Raw genomic sequence first — 22,129 nt, 5'->3', positions numbered from 1 at the left:
GGGGGCGATTCCTCGGGAAAGTACGGATGCTGAATGGGGTGGCGGCTTCCAAAATCTACTCACGAGTAAATAGTTTACGCACAAGTAGGAAATTTCTACAGGGTCTGCGAGAAATTTCTGTTCAGAAGCTGCGAACAACCCGTATTAGAAAGCCAATGGAGACAACCCCTTCCGGCCCCTCTGCTGCCACGCCCCTGCTTGAAGTGCAGGGCGTCACCCTGGCGTTCGGTGGCGTCAAGGCGCTCACCGGCGTTGGGTTTGACGTGATGCCCGGCTCCATCACCGCCGTCATCGGGCCCAACGGCGCGGGCAAAACCTCGCTGTTCAACACCATCTCGGGCTTTTACCGGCCCAGCCAGGGCTCCATCCGCTTTCAGGGGCAAGACATCACGCGCATCCCCGCGCCGCAGCGCGCCAAGCTGGGCCTGGGGCGCAGCTTTCAGAACATCGCGCTGTTTCGCGGGATGACGGTGCTCGACAACATCAAGCTCGGCCGCCATGCGCACCTGAAAACCAATGTGCTCGACGCACTGTTCTACCTGGGCCGCGCGCGCCGCGAAGAGGCCGAACTGCGCCGCGACATCGAGGAGCGCATCATCGACTTCCTCGAAATCGACCACATCCGCCACGCGCCCGTCTCGGCCCTGCCCTACGGCCTGCAAAAGCGCGTGGAGATGGCCCGCGCCCTGGCCATGCAGCCACAGATCCTGATGCTGGACGAACCCGTGGCCGGCATGAACCGCGAAGAGACGGAAGACATGGCGCGCTTCATCCTTGATGTGCGCGAGGAATGGGGCGTGACGGTGCTCATGGTCGAACACGACATGGGCATGGTGATGGACCTGTCGGACCACGTGATGGTGCTCAACTTCGGCCAGGTCATCGCCCAGGGCACACCCGCCACCGTGCAGGCCAACCCCGAGGTCATCCGCGCCTACCTGGGTGCTGGCGATGTGGGCGACCTGCGCGCCAAGCTGCGGGCCAGCAGCCACCCAACAACCCCACAGGGAGCCGCATGATGGATTGGGCCTACCTGTTTGAAATCAGCCTCACCGGCATCGCGGGCGGCGGGCTCTACGCGCTGGCGGCCCTCGCGTTCGTGATGGTCTACAAGGCCACGCGCGTGGTGAACATCGCCATTGGCGAAATGCTGATGGTGGGCGCCTACCTGTTCTTCACCTTCGCCGCCACGTTTGCACTTCCACTGTGGCTGGCCATCCCCGCCGCCGTGCTCGGCACCGGCCTGCTGGGCGCGGTGATCGAGCGCACCATGATCCGCCCGCTGCTGGGCGAGCCACCCATCTCGGTCTTCATGGTCACCGTGGGCCTGGCATCCGTGTTGGTGGGCCTGGTCGAGATGATCTGGACAGCCGACCAGCGCCGCCTGCCCGACTTCATGCCCAGCCAGCCCATCATGGTGGGCGACGCTTTCCTCGCGCCCAAGGTGTTTTGGGGCGCGGTGATTGCCATCGTGTTCATCGCAGCGGTGCTGGTGGTGTTCCGCTTCTGGCGCGGCGGCGTGGCCCTGCGCGCCACGGCCAGCGACCAGGCTGCGGCGTACTCGGTGGGCATCAACGTGCCGCGTGTGTTCTCGCTGGCCTGGGTGGTCTCGGCCATGATCGCCGCCGTCTCCGGGATCATCGTCGGCTCCATTGGCGGCATCTCGTCCAGCATGGGCGTGTTCGGCCTGTCGGTGCTGGTGGTCGTCATCGTGGGCGGGCTCGACAGCGTGCTGGGCGCGCTCATCGGCGGCGTGCTCATCGGTTTGATCGAAGCACTGGCCGGGGCCTACCTGGGCGGCGAATACAAGCTGCTGGCCACCTTCATTGTGCTGGTTGCGGTGCTGCTGGTGCGGCCCTATGGCCTGTTCGGCACCCACGAGATAGAGAGACTCTGATGCGCATCGGAACCCTCAAGGAAACCTACATCGCCGACGCGGCGCTGTTCGACTCGCGCACACAGAAGGTCTGGCTGGCCGTGGGCGCCGCGCTGCTCGTGCTGTTCCCTTTCATGGCCAGCGACTACTGGCTGTACCTGGCCTGCCTGGTCAGCATCAACGTGGCCAGCGCCACGGGGCTCAACATCCTCACGGGCTACACGGGCCTGGTGAGCCTGGGGCAGGCCGCCTTCATGGGCCTGGGCGCCTACACCGTGGCGGTGCTGGAAACACGCGTGGGCACGCCGTTCATCCTGAACCTGCTGGCCGGGGGCTTCGTCGCCATGCTGGGCGGCATCGTTGTGGGCATTCCATCGCTGCGCGTCAAGGGGCTGTACCTGGCGATCGCCACCATTGCCGCATCGTTCATCGCGCACTTCATCTTTGCCAACTGGGGCTTTACCGGCGGCACGGGCGGCCTGAGCGTGCCGCCCGCCAAGCTGTTCGGCATGCCGCTGGAAACCTCGTTCCGCCTGTACTGGCTCATCGTGCCTGTCACCGTGCTGATGCTGCTGGGCGCGGCCAATTTGTTTCGCACCCGCATAGGCCGCGCCTTCATCGCCATCCGCGACCGCGACATCTCGGCCGAGGTGCTGGGCATTCCGCTGCTGCGCTACAAGCTGTTGTCGTTTGGCCTGTCGTCGTTTTACGCTGGTGTGGCGGGCGGGCTGTGGGCGTATTTCTTTCGCGTGGTCACGCCCGAGAGTTTTCCGCTGCTCATGTCCATCTTCTTCCTTGCGGCCATCATCGTCGGCGGCATGGGCTCCATCCTGGGCGGCATCCTGGGCGCCGTGTTCATGACCATGGTGCCCGAGCTGCTCAAGCTCGTGGTGGGACTGCTGCCGGGGGGTGCTGAACTCACCGTGTTCCTCTCGCCTGTGCGCACCGTCATTTTTGGCCTGCTCATCATCGGTTTTCTCGTCTTCGAGCCCCATGGCCTGGCCGAAGTGTGGCGGCGCATCCGCCGTTTCTTCCATCTCTGGCCTTTCAGAAACTAAACCCATAGGAGACAACCGTGGACACACAACGCACTTCCTTCCAGCGCCGCCACCTGCTGCTCGGTGCCGCAGGCGCCGCCGCACTCACCAGTCCGCTGTCGGTGCTCGCGCAGTCGGGCGAAGACATCGTCATCGGCGGCTCCATCCCGCTCACCGGCGTGTTCGCCTTTGCGGGCGTGGGCATCAACGCGGGCATCGGCGACTATGTGAAGATGATCAACGACGCGGGCGGCATCAAGGGCCGCAAGATCAAGTACGTGCCCGAGGACACGGGCTACAAGGTCGATGTCTCGGTGGCTGCGTACAAGAAGATCACCAGCCAGAACAAGGTCAACCTCTACTACGGCGACTCCACGGGTTTCTCCAAAACAATCAACCCCGAGCTGGAGCGCGCGGGCACCACGCTGATGGCCGGGGCCTCGTTCGCCAGCGAGCTCAACGACCCCAAGAAGTACCCCAACCAGTTCCTCGTGGGCCCCGACTACACCGAGATGTTCGGCATCCTGCTCAAGCACATCGCCAAGGAGAAGCCCGGTGCCAAGGTGGCCTTTGTGTATTCCGACTCCGAGTTCGGACGCGACCCCATCGAAAAAAGCGAGGCCGAGGCCAAGAAGCTGGGCCTGTCGGTGCCCGTCAAGATCATGACGCCCGCAGGCAGCGTGGACGTATCCACCGAGGTCATCAAGCTGCGCCGCGCCGCGCCCGACTACACCATCTTCCACGGCTACATCCTCGCACCCATCCCCGAGTTCATCACCCAGGGCAAACAGCAGGGCATGACCAGCAAGTGGATGGGCACCTTCTGGACCATGGACAGCTCCACCGTGATGAAGATGGGCGAGGCCGCCGACGGCTTCATGGGTGTGATGCCCTACCGCTACTACTACGACACCGAGAAGGCGCCGATGCTGGAGAAGATCCGCGCCATGCGCCCCGAGTACCAGAGCACGGCCTACATCCAGGGCTTCCTGGCCGCCATGCTGTTCATCGAATCGGCCAAGCGTTGCCTGGATGCGGGCAAGCCGCTGGACGGCAAAAACCTCAAGGCCGCGCTCAACAGCCTGAAGGACTTCGATACCGGTGGCCTGATCGGCGTGCCGATCACCATCAGCGGCAACTCCATCCCCGTGGGGCGCGTGTACCGCGCCGACATGAAGGCGCAAAAAATGGTGGCCGCGTCTGACTGGATCAAACTCTGACCCTGCCTCTGCCATGACCCAGCAAGCCCCCGCCAACGTCCTCGAAGTCAACAACATCGAGGTCATCTACAACAAGGTGGTGCAGGCCCTGCGCGGCCTGTCGCTGGCCGTGCCGCGTGGGCAGATCGTGGCGCTTTTGGGCAGCAACGGGGCGGGCAAAAGCACCACGCTCAAGGCGGTGTCGGGCCTGCTGGCGCTGGAGGACGGCACGGTGGAAAGCGGCAGCATCCTCTTTAACGGCCAGCCCACGGCAACGCTGGCGCCGCAGCAACTGGTGCGCAACGGCCTCAGCCACGTGATGGAGGGCCGCCGCGTGTTTGAAGACCTCACGGTCGAAGAAAACCTGGTGGCCGCCACCTACGCACTCACGGGCCGCAGCGGTGCGGTGCCAGACTTTGACTTGGTCTACAGCTACTTCCCACGCCTGCACGAGCGGCGCAAGGGCCTGGCGGGGTATCTGTCGGGCGGCGAGCAGCAGATGCTGGCGATTGGCCGCGCGCTCATCGCACAACCTCAGCTCATCTTGCTTGACGAGCCCTCACTGGGCCTTTCCCCGAAGTTGGTGGAAGACATCTTCACCATCATCGCGCGCATCAACGCCGAGCGTGGCACCAGCATGCTGCTGGTGGAGCAGAACGCCACCGTGGCACTGGCCGTGGCACACCAAGGCTACATCATGGAGAACGGCAAGATCGTGATCGACGGCACGGCCGAGCGCCTGGCGAATGACCCCGATGTGCGCGAGTTCTACCTCGGCATGGGTGGTGGTGGCGAGGCGAAAAGCTTCAAAGACATCAAACATTACAAGCGCAGAAAGCGCTGGTTGTCATGACTCTTCCCGACCTCACCCTGCCCCAGATGCTGCGCGAACGCGCACGCACCGATGCCCGGCGCATCGCCATCCGGCAAAAGGACTTCGGCATCTGGAAGCCCTTCACCTGGGCGCAGTACCACCGGCGCGCCAGCCACTTCGGCCTGGGCCTCAAGGCGCTGGGCCTGCCTGCGGGCGGGCACGTGGGCGTGATCTCCGAGAACCGTATCGAATGGGTGCTGACACAAATGGGCGCGGGCCTGGTGGGCGCAGTGACGGTGGGCGTGTACCCCACCAGCCCCACCAACGAAGTGGCCTATGTGGTGGGCCATGCCGACATCGAAATCATGGTCTGCGAAGACCAGGAGCAGACCGACAAGCTGCTGGCCGCGCTGCTCGATCTGCCGCACCTGAAAAAGATCGTGGTCATGGAGACCAAGGGCCTGCGCAGCTTTGCGCCCGAGGTGCGGAAATTCATCACCACCTTTGACGAGGTGGAACAACTCGGCGCGGCATCGGGCCAGCAGGCAATCATTGACGATGCGCTGGCACGCCAGACGCTCGACGACGTGGGGCTGATGATCTACACCTCGGGCTCCACCGGTGCGCCGAAGGGCGCGATGATTTCGTACCGCAACATCCGGGGCGTGGTGCCCGGCATCGTGGACCGGCTGGAGCTGAATGCAGACACCACCCACCTGTCGTACCTGCCGCTGTGCCATGTGGCCGAGCAGATGCTGACCAGCTTTGTGCCCGTGTACACCGGCTCGCAGGTGAACTTTGGCGAATCCATCCGCACCGTGCAGGAAGACCTGCGCGAGGTCGCGCCCACCATGTTTCTCGGCGTGCCGCGCATCTGGGAGAAGCTGCACGCCGCCATCAGCATCAAGCTGCAGGAGACGGGGGGCCTGCGCCGCCGCCTGTTCCACAAGGCCTATGACGCCTGCAAGCCCCTGGCAGACAAGCCGCGCAGTGCCTGGAGCCTGAAAGACAAGATCGCATTCACGGTAAGCTACTGGACCGTGTTCCGCGCGCTGCAAAACTTCATCGGCCTGCGCAACGCCCACGTGGCGCTCACGGGCGCCGCGCCCATACCGCCCGACGTGGTGCGCTTCTTTCGCGTGCTGGGCGTGCCACTCATCGAGGTGTACGGCCTCACCGAATCCACCGGCATGGTCACCGGCCACCGGCTCGACCATGTGGTGGCGGGCACCGTGGGCCTGCCCACGCAAGGCGTCACCCACCGCATTGCCGACAACGGCGAGCTGCAGTTGAAGGGCGACATGGTGTTTGCGGGCTACTACAAGAACCCCGAGGCCACAGCCAGCAGTATCCAGGGCGGTTGGCTGCACACCGGCGACGTGGTGCGCGAGGAACAAGGCCAGATCAAGATCGTGGACCGCCTGAAAGACATCATGATCACAGCCGGTGGCAAAAACCTCACGCCCTCCGAGATCGAGAACACGATGAAGGGCAGCCCCTTCATCAAGGAATGCATCATCGTGGCCGAGGCGCGCAAGTTTGTCGGCGCGCTGGTGATGATCGACTACGAGACCGTAGGCAAATGGGCCGAGGCACGGCGCATTCCGTTCACGCATTTCCGCTCGCTGGTTGAGCACCCCGAGGTGCGCGGCCTGATCGACACCGAGATCAACCAAGGCAACCAGCGCCTCGCGCAGGTCTCGCAAATCCGCCGATTCCACCTGCTGACCAAAGAGCTGGACCACGACGACGGCGAAGTGACCGCCACCATGAAGGTGCGCCGCGCCAGCATCTACAAAACCTATGCAGCGGAGATCGAGGCGCTGTACCAGTAGCACGCACAGCCACTCTTTTTTCAGTGGCCAAATTACTATCAAAACAGGAGCTGCTTGCGCTTATTCATCAAGCGCTAGAAGCCAATTTGACATGAAAAATCCTGCTGCTGACCCTGCCGCCCCCCTGCTGCTGGAACGCGACGGCCCCATCGCCACGCTGCGCTTCAACCGCCCCGACGCCCTCAACGCCATCGACGTGCCCATGGCCCAGGCTTTTTTGGCCGCCGTGCAGACGCTGGCCACCGACCCCGGCGTGCGTGCCGTGGTGCTGTGTGGCAACGGCCGGGGCTTCATGGCCGGTGGCGACCTGGCCACCCTGCGAGCCGCGCCCGTGCAGGGCGCCATCGACATCCTCACCCCGCTCAACACCGCGCTACCCCTGCTCGCGCAGATGAACGCCCCGGTCATCGCCCAGGTGCATGGCGTGGCCGCTGGCGCGGGGCTGAGCCTCATGATGCTGGCCGACTACGTGCTGGCCGCCGAAGGCACGCGCTTCAACCTGGCCTACATCAACCTGGGAACCAGTTGCGACGTGGGCGCATCGTGGGCGCTGCCACGCATGGTGGGCGTGCGCAAGGCGCTGGAGATCGCGTTGCTGGGCGAGGCCTTCACCGCCGACGACGCCCTGCGCCTGGGCCTGGTCAACCGCGTGGTGCCCGCCGCCGAGCTACAGGCCACCACCACCGCCCTGGCCCAGCGCCTGGCCGCCGGCCCCACCGTGGCCTACGGCGCCATGAAACGCCTGATGCGCGAATCAATGGACCGCACCCTGCCCGAACAACTCGCCGCCGAAGCCCAGGGCTTTGTGCACTGCGCGGGCACGCAGGATTTTCGGGCGGGGGTGGAGGCGTTTCATGCGCGGGGGAACGCGGCTTTTTTGGGGCGGTGATTGTTCAACCGCCATCAGCGGATGTTGCACTTAAACGCTAAATCAGACTGCCTACTTTTTCTGATAAAGATCTGCCACTAGCAATCTACTGACGATGGCAGCGACCCGGTCAAGTGCCTTTCGCATATTCTCTGGTTCGTTGATGTACTCAGCGTATTCGTATCCTGGTTTGTTCTCCCCGTTGAGTGCACTCACGTACACAGTATCTTGCCAAGCTACTGTGCCATCTAGACGCTTAAGAGTAGCGGTGAGGCTCAAGAACGGGTACATCGTGCTACCAAGCCCGTGAGCCTGGCCGAAACCAAAGATATTCACCGTCAGCGACAAGTAACCGTTGGGCATAGGTTCTGTCTCCGAGAACCCTATAGTGCCCCCAGACCTAGCAGCCCGAATGAACTCGGCCTTCACAATCTCCGCTAACGAGAAACCGTTCGCCTGTGCGAACTCTGCAATATTGGTCTTTGCGGCCTTAGATGCTTCGTTTGATGCAACGGCTCCGATACCGCCACTAACAGTAGCAGCAATAGTTCTTGCAACGGGATTTCCGTAAATATAGATGTCAAACGACGGCAGCTGAACCTTCGGTTCAACCCGAATTCGCGTGAGCATCTGTCGATCCTTGTCAGTGATCGATACCGAAGGCACGGAGGCGCAGCCCGTGAGGATTACGGCAAGAAGGCCAGCAAAAAAAACGTTAACAAGATAGCGATACTGCATGAAATGTCTTGCTGGGACTGTAAGGACGGGGCTGAATATAAACCTAAGGAACAGCGTTTCCAGACGCAATGCGAAATGCAAGCAAAGAACATTGGTGTTCATAGCGTCTGATCAGCATCGTTGAACTAAACAATGCCTTTGGCCACACATCCCCCATTGGCTGGGCATCACAGACGGGTATGTGGATGCCCTGCATGCGCTGGTGGCGCAAATCGACACCGCCGAAGCCGCCCCGCAGGCTGAATGAGCCCTGCTCGGGGCGCCTCACGGGCAAGGGCTTAGAACGGCGCCGACTCCGGGTCCGTATCCACCGGCACCTCTTTGGGCCCGGTGACCACGCCACCGCCCGCCGTCTTGCGTGCGGGCGCGGAAGATGGTGGGGGTGTAGAAGGCGTTGAAGGCCGCGCCGTGGCAGCCACCGCCTCGGCAGCGCTGGCCACACCACTTTCCGCCTCGCCCCCCAGTGCTTCGATCAAATCCGGGATCAGTTTGACCAGCTCGCCCGTGGCGATCGCTACGTCGGTGTCAAAACCGCCGTCGTCGGCCTTGGTGCCCTCAAACACGGTGTCGAGAAAGGACACTTTTTTGATCTGCAACCCCTCGGTGAGCATGAAGCTCACACGGTCGTCCCAGGTGAGGGCGAGTTTGGTGGGCAGCTTGCCAGCGTCAATGTGGGCCTGCACCTCTTCGATGTCGAGCGGGTGGCGGGCGTAGCGCACCACGGCTTTTTCCTCATTGGCACTTTTGAGCTCGCACTCGCGGTCCACCGTGAAGCCGACGGGCGGCTCCTGCTCTTTGAGCCAGTGGGCCATGGCGGCCTGGGGGCTGGTCTGGGTGTTGAGCAGCGACACCGACAGGCCAGGCAGCGCCTCGACCAGCAGGGTGACCACCTCGTCCGCCCGGCCCTGGCTGGAGGTGTCCAGCACCAAGAGGCGCGAGGCGATGTCGATCCACACCCACATCGAGCCCTGTTTGGTGAAGGCCATGGGCAGCAGGTCGAGCTTGGCCTCGTCTTTCAACTCCTTGCTTTCCTTTTTGCCGGGCTTGCGGCCGGTTTCCTGCTCGATGCGTTCGGCCTTTTCCTTGACCTTGCGCGCCAGCACGCTGCCGGGCAGCACTTTGGATTCGACCATGAAGCGCAGGATCCACTGCCCCCCCACCGATTCGGCCAACGGGCCATGGGCATCACCACGCGGTGGCACCCAGCCCAGCGATTTTTCTTGCGTGGCGCCACATTCCATGAAGGGCGCCTTGGCCAGGGCTTCTTCTACCTGCGTCAACTCCACCTGCCATTGCGGGGCAATGCGGTACACGATCATGTTCTTGAACACGGAAAACCTTTTGTTGGGGGCGTTGGTGAATAAACGAACTCACTCACTCGGAGTCCCGCCATTGTCGGCGGTCACTGCGTGGAGCCCGCCGCGGGGTGCCAGGTTGTGTGAATCCCAGGGCGACATTTACTACTAATTTGATAGCTATTAGCGCTTGCTAATAAAGCGCTAGGTGCCATTTCTATGCACAAATTCTCCTACAGGCACCTATAGCTTCTTGTCACAACTTTACACAGCCTCATCCAATGCGCACGGGGGCGATACATGCGGGGCAGACACTGGCCCTCAATCGCTGAAACGGTCGTTGCAGCGAGCCCATAACCCCTGTGAAAGGACTCACACCATGGCATCCCCCTTCCAACGCCGCTTTGCCGCCACCGCTTTGTTTGCCGCCTTTGCCCTGCCCGTGCTGGCCCAGCAGCCCCCTGCCGCGCCGCCCGCCGCATCCGCCAAGGCTTCCGAGGGCCGACACGAGCGCCACCATGGCGACCGTGCCCAGCGCCACGCCAAGCATCTGGCAGAACTCAAGACCCAGCTCCAACTGACTGCCGCCCAGGAGCCTGCCTGGACCACGTTCACCACCGCCCTGCAGCCCGGCGAGCGCCCCGCCCGCCTGGACCGCCAAGGCATGGACAAACTCACCACCCCCGAGCGCATCGACCGCATGCGGGCCCTGCGCGCCCAGCATGCCGCCGAGGCCGACCGCCGGGGCGACGCCACCAAAACCTTCTACGCCGCGCTGACCCCCGAGCAGCAAAAGACCTTTGACGCCAAGGCACACCACCGCATGGGCGACAAGAAGGGCGGTGAGGGCCGCCACCGCGGGCATGGCGATCACCACCACGGCGACAAGCGTGGTGGTGGCAGTGAAGGTGACCGCCCAGGCCAGGCCCCCGCCAAATAAATAAGCAGGCGAGTCAAACCCAAACAACCTGCCAAGCCCGGCGTCCTCCCACGGACGCCGGGCTTTTTGCCGTGTGGGGCCCAAAAAACCGGCGCAATGTGGATAAGTCTGGGAACAGTTCTGGCACAACCGGGCGGTTATCCACACGATGGAGCGCCGCTGCAAAGTTGTTGTCGGTGAGCCCCGCGTTTTGTGCAGCCCGCCACACACACTTTGCAGCAACGCAAACCCGCGCCAGCATTGAAGAAAAGCAGCTTGTCCACAGAAAAGGGCTTGCTCTACTACTACTGCTATTTATATATAGAACCATAGAAGAATAACCAGAAGCCCAACTCCGGGGCACAAAGACGCGGGTGGAGGTGGCGCTAAAAGTGGGGGGTGCGGGCCGGGCAACAGCGCCGGACGAAGGGGCAACTGTTTTGATGGTTTCTTGCACAGAGCAGACCGTTGCGCCGTGGCGTCTGTGCCGTGGGATTTCTCAATTTGCTATCAATTGAATAGCTACTTGCGCTTATACATCAAGCGCTAGAGGCCAATTTCTTATGAAACCAGAGTAATCTACGGCCCGGTGCGTAAAACTGGGGATAGTTTTGGCACAAGCCAAGGGTTATCCACAGACAGCGGCGCCTTCTGACTTTTGTCCCCGCTTCCGAGACAGCGGCGCGAGGGGTCGGTGCACAGGGTTGATCTGCCGCCAAGTGCGCGCCAGGGTTTGGAAAAATCCACTTGTCCACACCAAAGGCCGCCCTCTACTACTACGACTATGTATTTATAAAAGACATAAGAAGAAAGACAGAGGGCAACTCCTGCGCTCGGATCCGCATGCCGGTGCATGCCTCTCCAGACGCTTTGCAAAGGCAAAGCGCAAGCTTGGGCCCAAAAAAAACCGCAGGCCAGGCTGCGGTTTTTTCCAGGACGGCAAGAAAAAGCCCCTTACTTGGGCAAAGTCCGCAGGAAGCTGTCCAGAACGTCCATGGACAGGGGTCGGCTGAACAGGTAGCCCTGGTAGAGCTGGCAGCCTGCGCGGGCCAGCAGCTCGCGTTGCTCGGGGGTTTCTACGCCTTCGGCAATGACTTCCAGGCCCAGGCTGCGTGACAGGCCGATGATGGTGTCCACGATTGCGGCGTCGTTGGGGTCGGTGAGCAGGTCGTGCACAAAACTCTGGTCGATCTTGAGCTGGTCGAGCGGCATGCGCTTGAGGTAACTCAGGCTGGAGTAGCCGGTGCCAAAGTCGTCCAGCGAGAAGCCCACCCCGTACGAGCGCAGCGCCTCCATGGTGGCGATGGTGGTTTCCATGTCTTCCACCAGCACGCTTTCGGTCAGCTCCAGCTTGAGCTGGCCGGATGGCGCACCGGTGATGGCCAGCACGCGGGCCACGTCGTCCACAAAGCTGGAGTGGCGGAATTGGCGTGAACTCACGTTGACGGCCATGGTCAGGTGGGCGAGTTCAGGGTCTGACTGCCAGCTGGCCAGCAACTGGCAGGCGCTGTGCAGCACCCAGCGGCCCAGCGGCAGGATGAGCCCGGTTTCTTCGGCCAGCGGGATGAACTGTGCGGGTGACACCATGCCGCGCTGTGGATGGGCCCAGCGCAGCAGGGCCTCCACCCCCACACAGTGGCCGGACTGGCGCACCTGCGGCTGAAAGTGCAGCAAAAACTCGTCTTGTGCGAGCGCGGAGCGCAGGTCGGCCTCCAGCGCGGCACGCGCCGTGACCACGGCCTGCATGTCGGGGTCAAAAAAGCGCAGCGTGTTGCGCCCGGCTGTCTTGGCCTGGTACATGGCCAGGTCCGCCTGCTTGAGCAACTCGCCCACGCTGCTCTGCTCGCCCGTGAAGGGGGCAATGCCGATGCTGGGCGTGCTGCGGTACTGGTAACCCGCCAGCGCGTAGGGAACGGCCAGCATGGTCAGGATTTTTTCACCCACGCTGCGGGCGTGCATGGCCAGCTCGTGGGGTTTGGGGCTGAGCTCTTCGAGCATCACCACAAACTCATCGCCACCCAGGCGCGCCACGGTGTCCACGCTGCGCACACAGGTGTTCAGGCGCTGCGCCACTTGCTGCAGCAACAGGTCACCCTGGTCGTGGCCCAGGGTGTCGTTCAGGGTCTTGAAGTTGTCCAGGTCGATGAACAGCAGCGCCCCGCCCTGGTGGCGCCGCTGTGCCGAGGCCAGTGCCTGGTGCACGCGGTCCATGAGCAGCATGCGGTTGGGTAGGCCAGTGAGCGCGTCGTAGAAGGCCAGGCGCTGTATCTCGCGCTCGCTGGCCTTGCGCTGGCGGATGTCGGTGTTGATGGCCAGCACGGACTGCGGCTGGCCATCGTCGCCACGCACCAGCGTCCAGCGGCCCTCGACTTCGATGCTGCTGCCGTTCTGGTGGCGCTGAACGATCTCGCCCGTCCATTCGTCATGCGTCAGCACGGCCTCTGTGGCGTGGCGGAAATGGGTGGGGTCGTCGTAGAGCAGGGTTTCGATGGACTGGCCCAGCGCCTGCAGCTGCGACCAGCCATACAGGCGCTCGGCGCTTTTGTTCCAGTAGATGACGCGGTGGTTGAGGTCGCGCACCAGGATGGCATCTTGCGCCTTGTCCAGCAGCGAGGCCTGGTGCCGGATGCGCGCATCGGCCAGTTGGCGTTCGATTTCTGCTGAGGCCCGAGAGGCGAAGATCTGCAGCGTGGAGGTGATGAAATCCGTCTCGGCAATGGCCTGGCGGAACACCACGAACACGATGCCCACCACCTCGCCATCGGCGTTGGACAACTGCTGCCCGGCATAACCCTGCGCGCCCACCTGGAGCAGCAAGGGCGCCTCGGGGTACAGCTGCTGCACCCTGTCGGTCACCACGAAGTCGCGCTGCGTCAGCAGGGTCAGGCTGGGTGTGCCCTGCAGGGTGTATTCCTCGGGCGGCAGCAGGTGGCCGTCCAGCACCGTCGCCAGCGAGCTCACCCTGGGGGCCTGTCCCTGCACGCCCGGCAACAGCCGCAACAGGCAGCCGCCCTGGGCACCCAGAGCGTCGGTCATGTTGTGCACCAGTTGCACGAAGAATTCCGTGCCCGTGCTGGCCGATACGGCGGCCGCCACCTTGAGCACTGAGGCTTGCATGCGCTGCTGCGCCTTGTGCGCGCGCAGGCTGGTGATGCCAAAGGCCAGGTCATTGGAGAGCTCTTGCAGCAGCGCGGCTTCTTCGGGGCTGATCTGCAGGATGTCGGGCGCGTACAGGTACAGCAGGCCAAAGGTGCGGTCACGGTGCTGCAGAGGCAGGCAGATCACGCCGTGGAAACCGTGCTCGAGCATGCGCTCGGTCCAATCGGCAAAGTTGCCTTCGGTGCGGATGTCCTGCACGATCACGGGTTTGCCCGAGCGCACTGCGGTGCCCGCCGGGCCCCGGCCATAGCGGTCGTCGGCCGACCAGGACAGGCGCAGGTTTTCCAGATAGCCGGGGTTGTAGCCCGCATGGGCCACGGGTTCTATGGATTGGCGCTCGTCGTCCAGCGCAAACCCCACCCAACCCATGCGGTAGCCACCGATGTCCACGGCAATCTGGCAGATCGCCTGCAGCAGCGCCGTCTCGGAGGTGGCGCGAATCAGTGTTTCATTGCAGGCACTCAAGAGGCGCTGGGCGCGGCCCATGCGCGCCAGTTCGCGCTCGGTGCGCAGGCGCGCGGTCACATCGGCGGCGAGCACCTGGCGCGCGGGGCGGCCATTGAAGCTGATGCTGCCGGCCGTGATTTCCATGTCCATCTGCGTGCCGTCCTTCTTGACGTGGCGGCGCAGGATGGACCTGTTGGGCTGGCCCGTCGCAATGATGGCATCGATGCTGGCGTATGCCCCCTCGCGAAGCTCCACCGGCCACAGGTCGCTGATCAACATGGTGAGCAGTTCGGCCTCGGTGTAGCCGTAGAGGGTTTCCATCGACCGGTTCACGGCCTGCAGGCGCAGCGTTTCTTTGTCATACACCCACATCGGGTGCGGGTGCTCGTCGAACAGCATGCGGTATTGCAGCTCGGAGGCGCGCAGTTGTCCGGCCATATGGCGCAGTTGCACCGTGGAGCCCAGCGATTCGGTGAGGATCTCCAGGTGGGCCACGTCGCGGCGCGAGAACGCGTTGGCCTTGTCGGAGGTGACCTTGAGCGAGCCCACGATCGCATCGCCGCTGCGCAGCGGAACGGCCATGACCGAGCGCACGCCGTGGCGATGGGGCATCGAGGCCATGTCCCAGCCTTCGGCCTCGGTGTCGTTGCACACCACGGTGCGCCCTTCGCTGAGCGCGGGCCACAGCAGGCTCTGGTCCACGGGCAGCAGGTTGCCCACGGGCCGCACATGGTCGCCTGCCGAAGCCTGGGCCAACAACTGCTGGCCCAGCAGCAGCTCCACCATGGCGCCGCGCGCATGGGTTTGCCGCTGCACTGTGTCGGCCACCAGCTGCAGCACCTCGGGCAAGGGCATGTCGAGCGAGGAGATGCGCTGCTGCACCTGCAGCAGCTCGGTGTGGTTCTGCGCATCGCGCTGGGCGTCCAGATCGGCCAGCTTTTGTGCGCTGATGTCGGTCATGCCACCCACCATGCGAACGGCCTTGCCCTGGTCGTCGCGGATCAGGAAACCCCGGTCCTGCACCCAGGCGTAGCTGCCGTCGCTGCGGCGAAACCGGTATTCCGCAGACCAATGGTGGTCCGTGCCATCGATGGCGCGGTGAATGCCCCGGATCACCGCGTCGCTCTCATCAGGGTGCAGGCGCAGTGTCCAGGAGGTGCTGTCGGGGGGCAGTTGGTCCAGCCAAAGGCCAAAAAGGTTTTGCAGGCCTTCGTTCCACCACATGGCGTCGGTGTGGAGGTTCCAGTCCCATACCGCATCGGCCGTGGCGCGCGACACCAGGTGAAAACGTTCTTCGCTGAACCGCCGGGCCTGGTGGGCCTGTTGCTGCGCCGTGATGTCCTGCACCGCACCCTGCACGCGGATGATGTGGCCGTTTGCATCGCGCACCGCCTGCCCTGCCGTGCGCACCCAGAAATGCCGGTTGCCGGGCAGGATCACCTCGGCCTCGACATCGAAAGGCGTGCCCCACTGCATGCAATCGTCAAATGCCTTCTGCATGGTCGCGCGGTGGGGCGCGGTGTACAACTGCAGGATATGGGCCGCCGTGCCCTCACCCTGCGCAATGCCGTAGGCGGCAGCGATCTCTTGAGACCAGCTCAATTGCAGGCTGGGCAGTTCGATGATCCAGCCGCCCACCCGCGCGATCTGCCCGGCCACCCGCAGTGTTTCGCCTTGCGCGAGCAGCTCGGCATGCATCTGGTCACGCTGGCGGACCAGCCCGGCCAGCACCTGCTTTTGGCGGCGCAGCTCCAGCTGGGCCATGGCCTGGTTCGCCAGCATGCGCAGGCCTTCCAGTTGCTCAGGCAACAGGGTGCGGGGCACGGCATCGAGCACGGCCATCGTGCCCAGCGCGAAGCCTTCGTCCGTCACCAGGGGAACGCAGGCGTAAAACCGGATGTGGGGCTCTTCGAGCACCAGAGGGTTGTGGGCGAATGTGGGGTCCAGGGCGGTATCGGGCACCACCAGGGGGTCGCGACTGCCGCTTAGGGCATAGGCACAGAACGCGATGGCGCGGTCGGTTTCGCGAAAAGGGACACCCACTGCTGCCTTGAACCACTGGCGTTCATGGTCCAGAAAATTGACCACGGCCATGGGGCACTGGCACACCTGGGCTGCCAGTTGGGCCAGTTGATCGAAGTCATCCTCGGCCGGTGTGTCGAGGATTGCGTAAGACTGCAGTGCCTGAAGCCGCGCGGCCTCTGCGGGATCTTGCGCTGAAACCATGGTCAGGCGGTTGCGATACCAAAAGCAAGAGGCGCGCACCGGCCCATCCGGGGCCATCCGGGGCGGTCGTTGGCGGTGGCATGGAGCAGCGTCAGCAAGGCAATCGGGCGGTAGGTGGGGCCATGCGGATCGGTTGTCCCTCAGGCAAGAACCCGAGGGGCCGGAGCCCCGGTTTTTTCAGGGGCAATCCTACACCGCACAGCCCGTTTTTGCGTACGGGCTGTGCGCAGGCTTGCACCAAAAAAGTGAAACGGCGGTTGCCATCAGGCGCGCGAGCGGCGGGCGCGCACGGCGGCAGCCAGGCTTTCGAGCACCGGCACGGTCTGCGCCAGGCTGATGCAGGCATCGGTCACCGACACACCGTGCTTGAGCGGCTGGCCGGGCAGGATGTCCTGGCGGCCTTCCTGCAAATGGCTCTCGATCATGAGGCCCGTGATGCGTGCGTCGCCGGCCGCAATCTGCTGTGCCACCTCGCCCGCCACCGTGATCTGGCGCTGGTGCTGCTTGCTGCTGTTGGCGTGGCTCACGTCGATCATCACCTGCTCGCGCAGGCCCGCAGCCTTGAGCACCGCACAGGTGGCATCCACATCGGCTGCACTGTAGTTGGGCTGTTTGCCTCCGCGCAGGATCACGTGGCAGTCGTTGTTGCCGCGCGTCTCGAAGATCGCGGCCTGGCCCATCTTGGTCATGCCCATGAAGGCATGTGCTGCGCTGGCTGCCTGGATGGCGTCGCTCGCCACCTTCACGCCGCCATCGGTGCCGTTCTTGAAACCCACGGGGCATGAGAGGCCGCTGGCCAACTGGCGGTGGCTCTGGCTCTCGGTGGTGCGCGCACCGATTGCGCCCCAGCTCACCAGGTCGCTGATGAATTGCGGCGAGAGCAGGTCCAGGAACTCCGTGCCCACTGGCAGGCCCGTGGCCAGCACGTCCAGCAGCAACTGGCGCGCCAGCTCCAGGCCTTCGTTGATGGCGAAGCTGCCATCGAGGTGCGGGTCGTTGATGTAGCCCTTCCAGCCCACGGTGGTGCGGGGCTTTTCGAAGTACACGCGCATTACGATGAGCAGGTCATCGGTCAGTGCGTCGGCCTGCACCTTGAGTTGGCGGGCGTAGTCCATCGCCTGGCCGTGGTCGTGGATGGAGCAGGGCCCCACCACCACGATGAGCCGGTCGTCCTGGCCGTGCAGCACGCGCGAGATGGCGGCGCGGCTGCTCTCGACCAGCGTTTGTGTGGCGTCGGGTGTGGGCAGCCATTCCTGCAGCAGCGCAGGCGTGATGAGTGGTCGCACGGCCTTGATGCGCGTGTCGTCAATGCGCGTGGTGTCGTGGGTGGAAATGGGGGTGGCGGAGCGGTGTGCGTGGGTCATGGTGGCCCGATTGTCGCGCGGCCCGCAAGAGGGCTGCCAAGTCCGGGCCGCCCGGCAGCGCTTGTGGGGTGCCGGATCTCAGTGTGTCAGCGTGACTTTTTTGAGGTGGCGGGGCTTGTCCGGGTCGAACCCGCGTGCGCGCGACAGCGCCTCCACCATGACATAGAAGCTTTGTACCGCCACGATGGGGTCCAGGTCCGGGTGCTGTGCTTGCGACAGGGGCAGTTCGATGCGGTCTGCGGCGCCCTGGGGCGCAGCCAGCAGCAGGGGTACACCCATGGCACGCAGGTCGCTGGCCAGTGCCAGCAGGCCGTTTTGGGCGGGGCCGCGCGGGGCAAATATCAGTACGGGGTGCGCCGCATCCACCAGGGCCATGGGACCGTGGCGCAGCTCGGCGCCCGAGAAGGCCTCGGCGTGCAAGGTGCAGGTCTCCTTGAACTTGAGGGCGGCTTCCATGGCAATGGGCAGCCCCAGTCCTCGTCCGATCACATACAGCCCGCGTGCATTTTTCAGCGGCGCCAGGGCCGCATCCCAGTTTTGGGCTTGTGCACGCAGCAGGTCGTCGGGCAAGGCTTGCAGGGCTTGGATGAGCGGGGCATCGCCTTGCCAGTGGGCCGCAATGCGTGCACCGGCCACCAACTGTGCGATGTAGCTCTTGGTGGCGGCCACGCTGCGCTCGGGGCCCGCATGCAGGCCCAGGTGCCAGTGTGCCGCCGTGCTCAGTGGTGATTCGGGGGCATTCACCAGCGCCACCGTGGTGGCGCCACGCTCGGTCAGGTCGCGTGTGGGCAGTACCAGGTCGGGGCTTTGTCCCGACTGCGAAAAGGCAAAAGACGCCAGCCCCTCGGTATGCACCTGGCTGCCGTGCAGCGTCATCACCGAAGGTGGCATGGACGCCACCACACGCCCCAGCCGGGACATGATGAGGTAAGCCATGTAGTGGGCCGCGTGGTCGGAGCTGCCGCGCGCCAGGGTCAGCAGCGGCCCCCTGCACTGCGTGCGCAGGTGCTGTGTCAGTGCTTGCAAGGTGTCGGTGTCGGCTTGCAACTGGCGGGCGATCACTTCAGGGGCCTGCCGCAGCTCTTCATGCATGAGCGAGTTCAATCAATTCACCTTCTATCGATACTTGTTGGAGTTGAAGATCGGAGCCCAGCACCACGAAATCGGCCCAGGCTCCGGTTTGCAGGCGTCCGCGATCGGCCAGCCCGAGGTAGTCGGCCGCATGGACCGAAAGGCGCCGCGATGCGTCCTCCAGCCCCAGGCCCAATGACAAGAGATTGCGCAACGCCACGTCCAGCGTCAGGGCGCTGCCGGCCAGCGTTCCGTCGGCCAGGCGCACGCCGCCCATGCACTTGAAAACGCGCTGGCGGCCCAGGGGGTATTCGCCGTCGGGCATGCCGGTGGCAGCCGTGGCGTCGCTCACGCAGTACAGGTTGGGAATGGCACGCAGCGCAGCGCGCAGTGCACCGGGATGCACGTGCAAGAGGTCGGGAATGATCTCGGCATATTGCGCGTGGGCCAGGGCCGCGCCCACCATGCCGGGGTTGCGGTGGTGCAGGCCGCTCATGGCATTGAACAAGTGCGTAAAGCTCTGCGCGCCTTGTTTCAAAGCCTGCACGCCGTCTTCGTAGCAACCTGCGCTGTGCCCGATCTGCACGCGGATGCCGCGTTGTATCAGTTCTGGAATCACGTCCATGTGGCCGGGCACCTCGGGGGCGAGGGTCAGGGCGCGTATAGGCACCTGCGCGCTCAGGGCATCCACCTCGGCCAAGTCCAGCGTGCGGGTGCAGTCGGGCTGCGCGCCGAGCCGGTCGCGGTTGAGGTAAGGGCCTTCCAGGTGCACGCCCAGGATGCGCGCGGCACCTGTGGGGCGTTGCTGCGCAAGCGGCACCATCGCGGCAAAGGCGGTGCGCAGCTCGTCGCGCTCGGCCGTCATGGTAGTGGCCAGCAGGCTGGTGGTGCCGTGGCGGGCATGCGCCCTGCACAGGCGGGTTGCAGCATCGCCGCCATCCATCACATCGGCGCCGCCGCCGCCGTGCACATGCAGGTCAATGAAACCCGGCAAAACGATGGGCAGGCCGCTTTGTCCGGCCTGCGCCTGGGGTATGGAGTCGCCGCTGATGCGCGTGATGCGCCCGTCTTCGTGGCTGAGTACGCCACGGATGAAACCTTCAGGGGTGAGAATGTCGCCCGTCCACGGGCGGCCAACAGATGGCATGCGAGTCAAACCCGGCTCCTCTTCAGTGCGGCAGGGTCCTTCAGCAGCAACAGCGCGCCATGCGTGGCGTCGCCATACGGCGTGCGGCAGCGACCCAGCAGATGGTCCGGCTGCAGGGATTGCAGCCGCTGGCCAATGCTGCCATTGAACACCAGGGGCAGTTCTCCTTGTGGATCCAGCGCCTCGGCCAGTTGCGCCAGTTGATCCGCCGCCTTCTGCAGCAGTTGCTGCGCGGCTGGGTCCTGGTGCTGGTTTTCAAAAACCAGGGGCGCCAGTTGCGCCCACAGGCGTGCATTGGCCTGGTTGCTCCAGCTCACCAGGGTTTGTGCATCGCGGCCGATGCGGGCATACACCGCCTGCGCCAGGGCGCCCACCGGTGCCCGGCCGTCCAGCGCCCATTGCGCATGGCGCATGGCTTCCAGTCCCAACCGGGCACCGCTGCCTTCATCGCCCACCGGAAACCCCCAGCCACCGCTGGTGCGGCGCTCGCCGTCGGGCATGAGCGCCACACCCACGCTACCGGTGCCCGCTGCCACAACCATACCGGGGCGCCCTTCGTGGGCGCCCAGCAGCATGGCGTAGCCATCGGTATCCAGGGCCAGGCGCGCAAATGCCGGTGCTTGGGCCAGAAACCCCTGGGTCAGCGACGGAACATTGACGGCAGCAAGGCCCAACCCGATGGCGCAGTGTTCTGGTCGCAGCATGCGGCCAGAACCTTCCAGCGCTGCAGCGATGGCCTGCATGACATGTTTCCATGCCTGCTCCACCCCCTGCGTCAAGGCCGAGGCTCCGGCCTCACCTTGCCCCACCATGCGCTGGCTGCGGGCGTCGAGCACGACGGCACGGGTACCTGTGCCGCCGCCATCCACGCCAATCAGAAAGTCCAAGTCTTGCTCCATCAATGCCTCAACTGAATCCGACTTAGAACCAGACTTCGAACTGCACGCCCGCGCTGGTGCCACTGGTGCGGCCTGCGCGCAGGTTGTTGCCTGCATCAGCGCCAGCCGCCTTGTTCCAGCTTGCGCGGGTCACGTACAGGCGCAGCTCGGGGCGGCTCCAGAAGTCAGGTCCCAGGGACAGCGCGGGACCGACGGTGAGCTTGGTCAGGCGCTGGGTGGCCCCGCCCTCAGGTTTCTTGCTGGAGGTGCTCAACTCGGTCAGGAACTTGGTGTTCTTGCTCATGGCGTAGGACACGCGGCCGCCCAGGGTGGTGAAGGAGATGTCACCCTTGCTGGTGCCGTCCTTGCCGACCATCACGACGGCCTGGCCGCCAAGAGGACCGACTTGCCACGAAGGCGTGTCGATCAGACGCCAGCTCTTGCGGCTGGAGGGCTCGTTGCCGCTCAGGAAGGTGCCGTTGAACGCGGCAGAGCCCTGGCCCACCTGGAAAACCAAGTCGTTGGTGCCGCCGAAGAACTTGCTTTGTGTGTGACGCACGCTGGCGGCGATGCCGTTGGTACCGCCGTTGTAGTCGCCCTTGGTCAGGCTGAGGTTGAACCGCATCTTGCCGTCGGTGTTCACGGGCAAGTCGGCGTAGTCCACATGCAGGCCGTGCACGGGCTTGTCATTGATGGGCTTGTCGCCGGTGTTGTCGGTGCGCATGTAGGCCATCGACAGCTTGCCGGGGCCGACCTGGATGTCGTCCACGCCAGCGCCCAGTTTGCCAGCGCCAGGCTTCCAGTACCAGGTGTCGAGGATGTGCACGCCCTGGTGGCCCACGTAGAAGCGCTTGCCCGCCCAGAAGGTGGCTTCGGGCGCCAGGTCCAGGCCCTTGAAGGTGCCATAGAGCTGGCCGATGTCCAGGCGCTCGTTGCCGATGTCGGAGGCGCCGTTCCACAGCGTCGGCATGAAATAGATCTTGGCCTCGGCGTTGTCCACCTTCATGGCTTGAGAGAAGGTGAGCTCCGCGTAGATGTCGCACTCGTTGCCCAGGCGGTAGTTCAGGCCTGCCACGCCATTGAGCTGGTAGCACTGGCGCGCTTGGGGGGCGGTGGTCATACCGGTGCCGGCGCGGAAGTAGCCGGTCATTTCGACGGCTTGCGCTGCGGGGCTCAAAACCCCTGCACCCAAGGTGATGGCCAGCCAGTGGGCCAGAGTGCGGTGTGGGAATCTCATGCTGTCTCTCTCCATAGTC

16 protein-coding genes are annotated in these 22,129 nt (G+C 64.2%); 8 read left to right on the top strand and 8 right to left on the bottom strand.

Annotated features, from left to right (window positions below):
- The first annotated feature begins 155 nt into the window (after window positions 1-155).
- From Q0105_RS05405 to Q0105_RS05375, 7 genes are all read left to right on the top strand, one after another.
- A complete protein-coding gene (locus Q0105_RS05405; protein ID WP_298209528.1) occupies window positions 156-1,019 on the top strand; it encodes an ABC transporter ATP-binding protein in 864 nt (287 codons plus the stop codon).
- A complete protein-coding gene (locus tag Q0105_RS05400; protein WP_298209527.1) occupies window positions 1,016-1,897 on the top strand; it encodes a branched-chain amino acid ABC transporter permease in 882 nt (293 codons plus the stop codon). Before Q0105_RS05405 ends, Q0105_RS05400 begins: the two co-directional genes overlap by 4 nt.
- The gene (locus tag Q0105_RS05395) at window positions 1,897-2,934 is read left to right on the top strand and encodes a branched-chain amino acid ABC transporter permease (RefSeq protein WP_298209525.1); all 1,038 of its coding nucleotides are present in this window, start codon (window positions 1,897-1,899) and stop codon (window positions 2,932-2,934) included. Before Q0105_RS05400 ends, Q0105_RS05395 begins: the two co-directional genes overlap by 1 nt.
- 17 nt (window positions 2,935-2,951) lie before the next feature.
- Window positions 2,952-4,133, top strand: coding sequence for an ABC transporter substrate-binding protein (locus tag Q0105_RS05390; protein ID WP_298209523.1), 1,182 nt, complete (start codon window positions 2,952-2,954; stop codon window positions 4,131-4,133).
- Between the two features lie 13 nt (window positions 4,134-4,146).
- Window positions 4,147-4,965, top strand: coding sequence for an ABC transporter ATP-binding protein (locus tag Q0105_RS05385; protein WP_298209522.1), 819 nt, complete (start codon window positions 4,147-4,149; stop codon window positions 4,963-4,965).
- The gene (locus tag Q0105_RS05380; protein WP_298209520.1) at window positions 4,962-6,761 is read left to right on the top strand and encodes an AMP-dependent synthetase/ligase; all 1,800 of its coding nucleotides are present in this window, start codon (window positions 4,962-4,964) and stop codon (window positions 6,759-6,761) included. Before Q0105_RS05385 ends, Q0105_RS05380 begins: the two co-directional genes overlap by 4 nt.
- Before the next feature lie 91 nt (window positions 6,762-6,852).
- Entirely contained in the window at window positions 6,853-7,650 is a 798-nt protein-coding gene (locus Q0105_RS05375) for an enoyl-CoA hydratase-related protein (RefSeq protein WP_298209518.1), read from the top strand.
- Window positions 7,651-7,701: 51 nt separating this feature from the next.
- Here the strand turns inward: Q0105_RS05375 and Q0105_RS05370 are convergent, their stop codons facing one another.
- Both Q0105_RS05370 and Q0105_RS05365 read right to left on the bottom strand, forming a co-directional pair.
- Complete coding sequence (locus tag Q0105_RS05370) at window positions 7,702-8,469, bottom strand: hypothetical protein (RefSeq protein ID WP_298209516.1); 768 nt, start codon at window positions 8,467-8,469, stop codon at window positions 7,702-7,704.
- 176 nt (window positions 8,470-8,645) lie between these two features.
- The gene (locus Q0105_RS05365; RefSeq protein ID WP_298209514.1) at window positions 8,646-9,698 is read right to left on the bottom strand and encodes a recombination-associated protein RdgC; all 1,053 of its coding nucleotides are present in this window, start codon (window positions 9,696-9,698) and stop codon (window positions 8,646-8,648) included.
- 343 nt (window positions 9,699-10,041) lie between these two features.
- Between Q0105_RS05365 and Q0105_RS05360 the strand changes: the two genes are divergently transcribed.
- On the top strand, window positions 10,042-10,602 hold the full coding sequence (locus Q0105_RS05360) for a Spy/CpxP family protein refolding chaperone (protein ID WP_298209512.1): 561 nt from the start codon (window positions 10,042-10,044) through the stop codon (window positions 10,600-10,602).
- Between the two features lie 933 nt (window positions 10,603-11,535).
- On the opposite strand, the gene Q0105_RS05355 is transcribed toward Q0105_RS05360, so the two are convergent.
- From Q0105_RS05355 to Q0105_RS05330, 6 genes are all read right to left on the bottom strand, one after another.
- Window positions 11,536-16,413, bottom strand: a complete 4,878-nt coding sequence (locus Q0105_RS05355) for an EAL domain-containing protein (protein WP_298209511.1) — start codon at window positions 16,411-16,413, stop codon at window positions 11,536-11,538.
- A gap of 263 nt (window positions 16,414-16,676) precedes the next feature.
- Window positions 16,677-17,777 carry a 3-deoxy-7-phosphoheptulonate synthase gene (locus Q0105_RS05350; protein WP_298209508.1) on the bottom strand — a complete coding sequence of 367 codons (1,101 nt, stop codon included), beginning with the start codon at window positions 17,775-17,777 and terminating at the stop codon, window positions 16,677-16,679.
- Between the two features lie 78 nt (window positions 17,778-17,855).
- The gene (locus Q0105_RS05345; protein ID WP_298209506.1) at window positions 17,856-18,869 is read right to left on the bottom strand and encodes an SIS domain-containing protein; all 1,014 of its coding nucleotides are present in this window, start codon (window positions 18,867-18,869) and stop codon (window positions 17,856-17,858) included.
- Window positions 18,862-19,995 carry an N-acetylglucosamine-6-phosphate deacetylase gene (gene nagA, locus Q0105_RS05340; protein WP_298209504.1) on the bottom strand — a complete coding sequence of 378 codons (1,134 nt, stop codon included), beginning with the start codon at window positions 19,993-19,995 and terminating at the stop codon, window positions 18,862-18,864. The genes Q0105_RS05345 and nagA overlap by 8 nt, the downstream gene beginning before the upstream one ends.
- 5 nt (window positions 19,996-20,000) lie before the next feature.
- Window positions 20,001-20,882 (bottom strand): BadF/BadG/BcrA/BcrD ATPase family protein, encoded by an 882-nt coding sequence (locus tag Q0105_RS05335; RefSeq protein ID WP_298209501.1) that lies wholly within the window; start codon window positions 20,880-20,882, stop codon window positions 20,001-20,003.
- Between the two features lie 34 nt (window positions 20,883-20,916).
- The gene (locus Q0105_RS05330; RefSeq protein ID WP_298209499.1) at window positions 20,917-22,110 is read right to left on the bottom strand and encodes a carbohydrate porin; all 1,194 of its coding nucleotides are present in this window, start codon (window positions 22,108-22,110) and stop codon (window positions 20,917-20,919) included.
- Window positions 22,111-22,129 lie beyond the last annotated feature (19 nt).

This window comes from Acidovorax sp. (assembly GCF_027492855.1).
In the GTDB taxonomy this organism is placed as follows: domain Bacteria; phylum Pseudomonadota; class Gammaproteobacteria; order Burkholderiales; family Burkholderiaceae_C; genus Acidovorax.
Note: the sequence above shows the minus strand (reverse complement) of the source record. Positions and strands in the feature narration are given on the sequence as shown.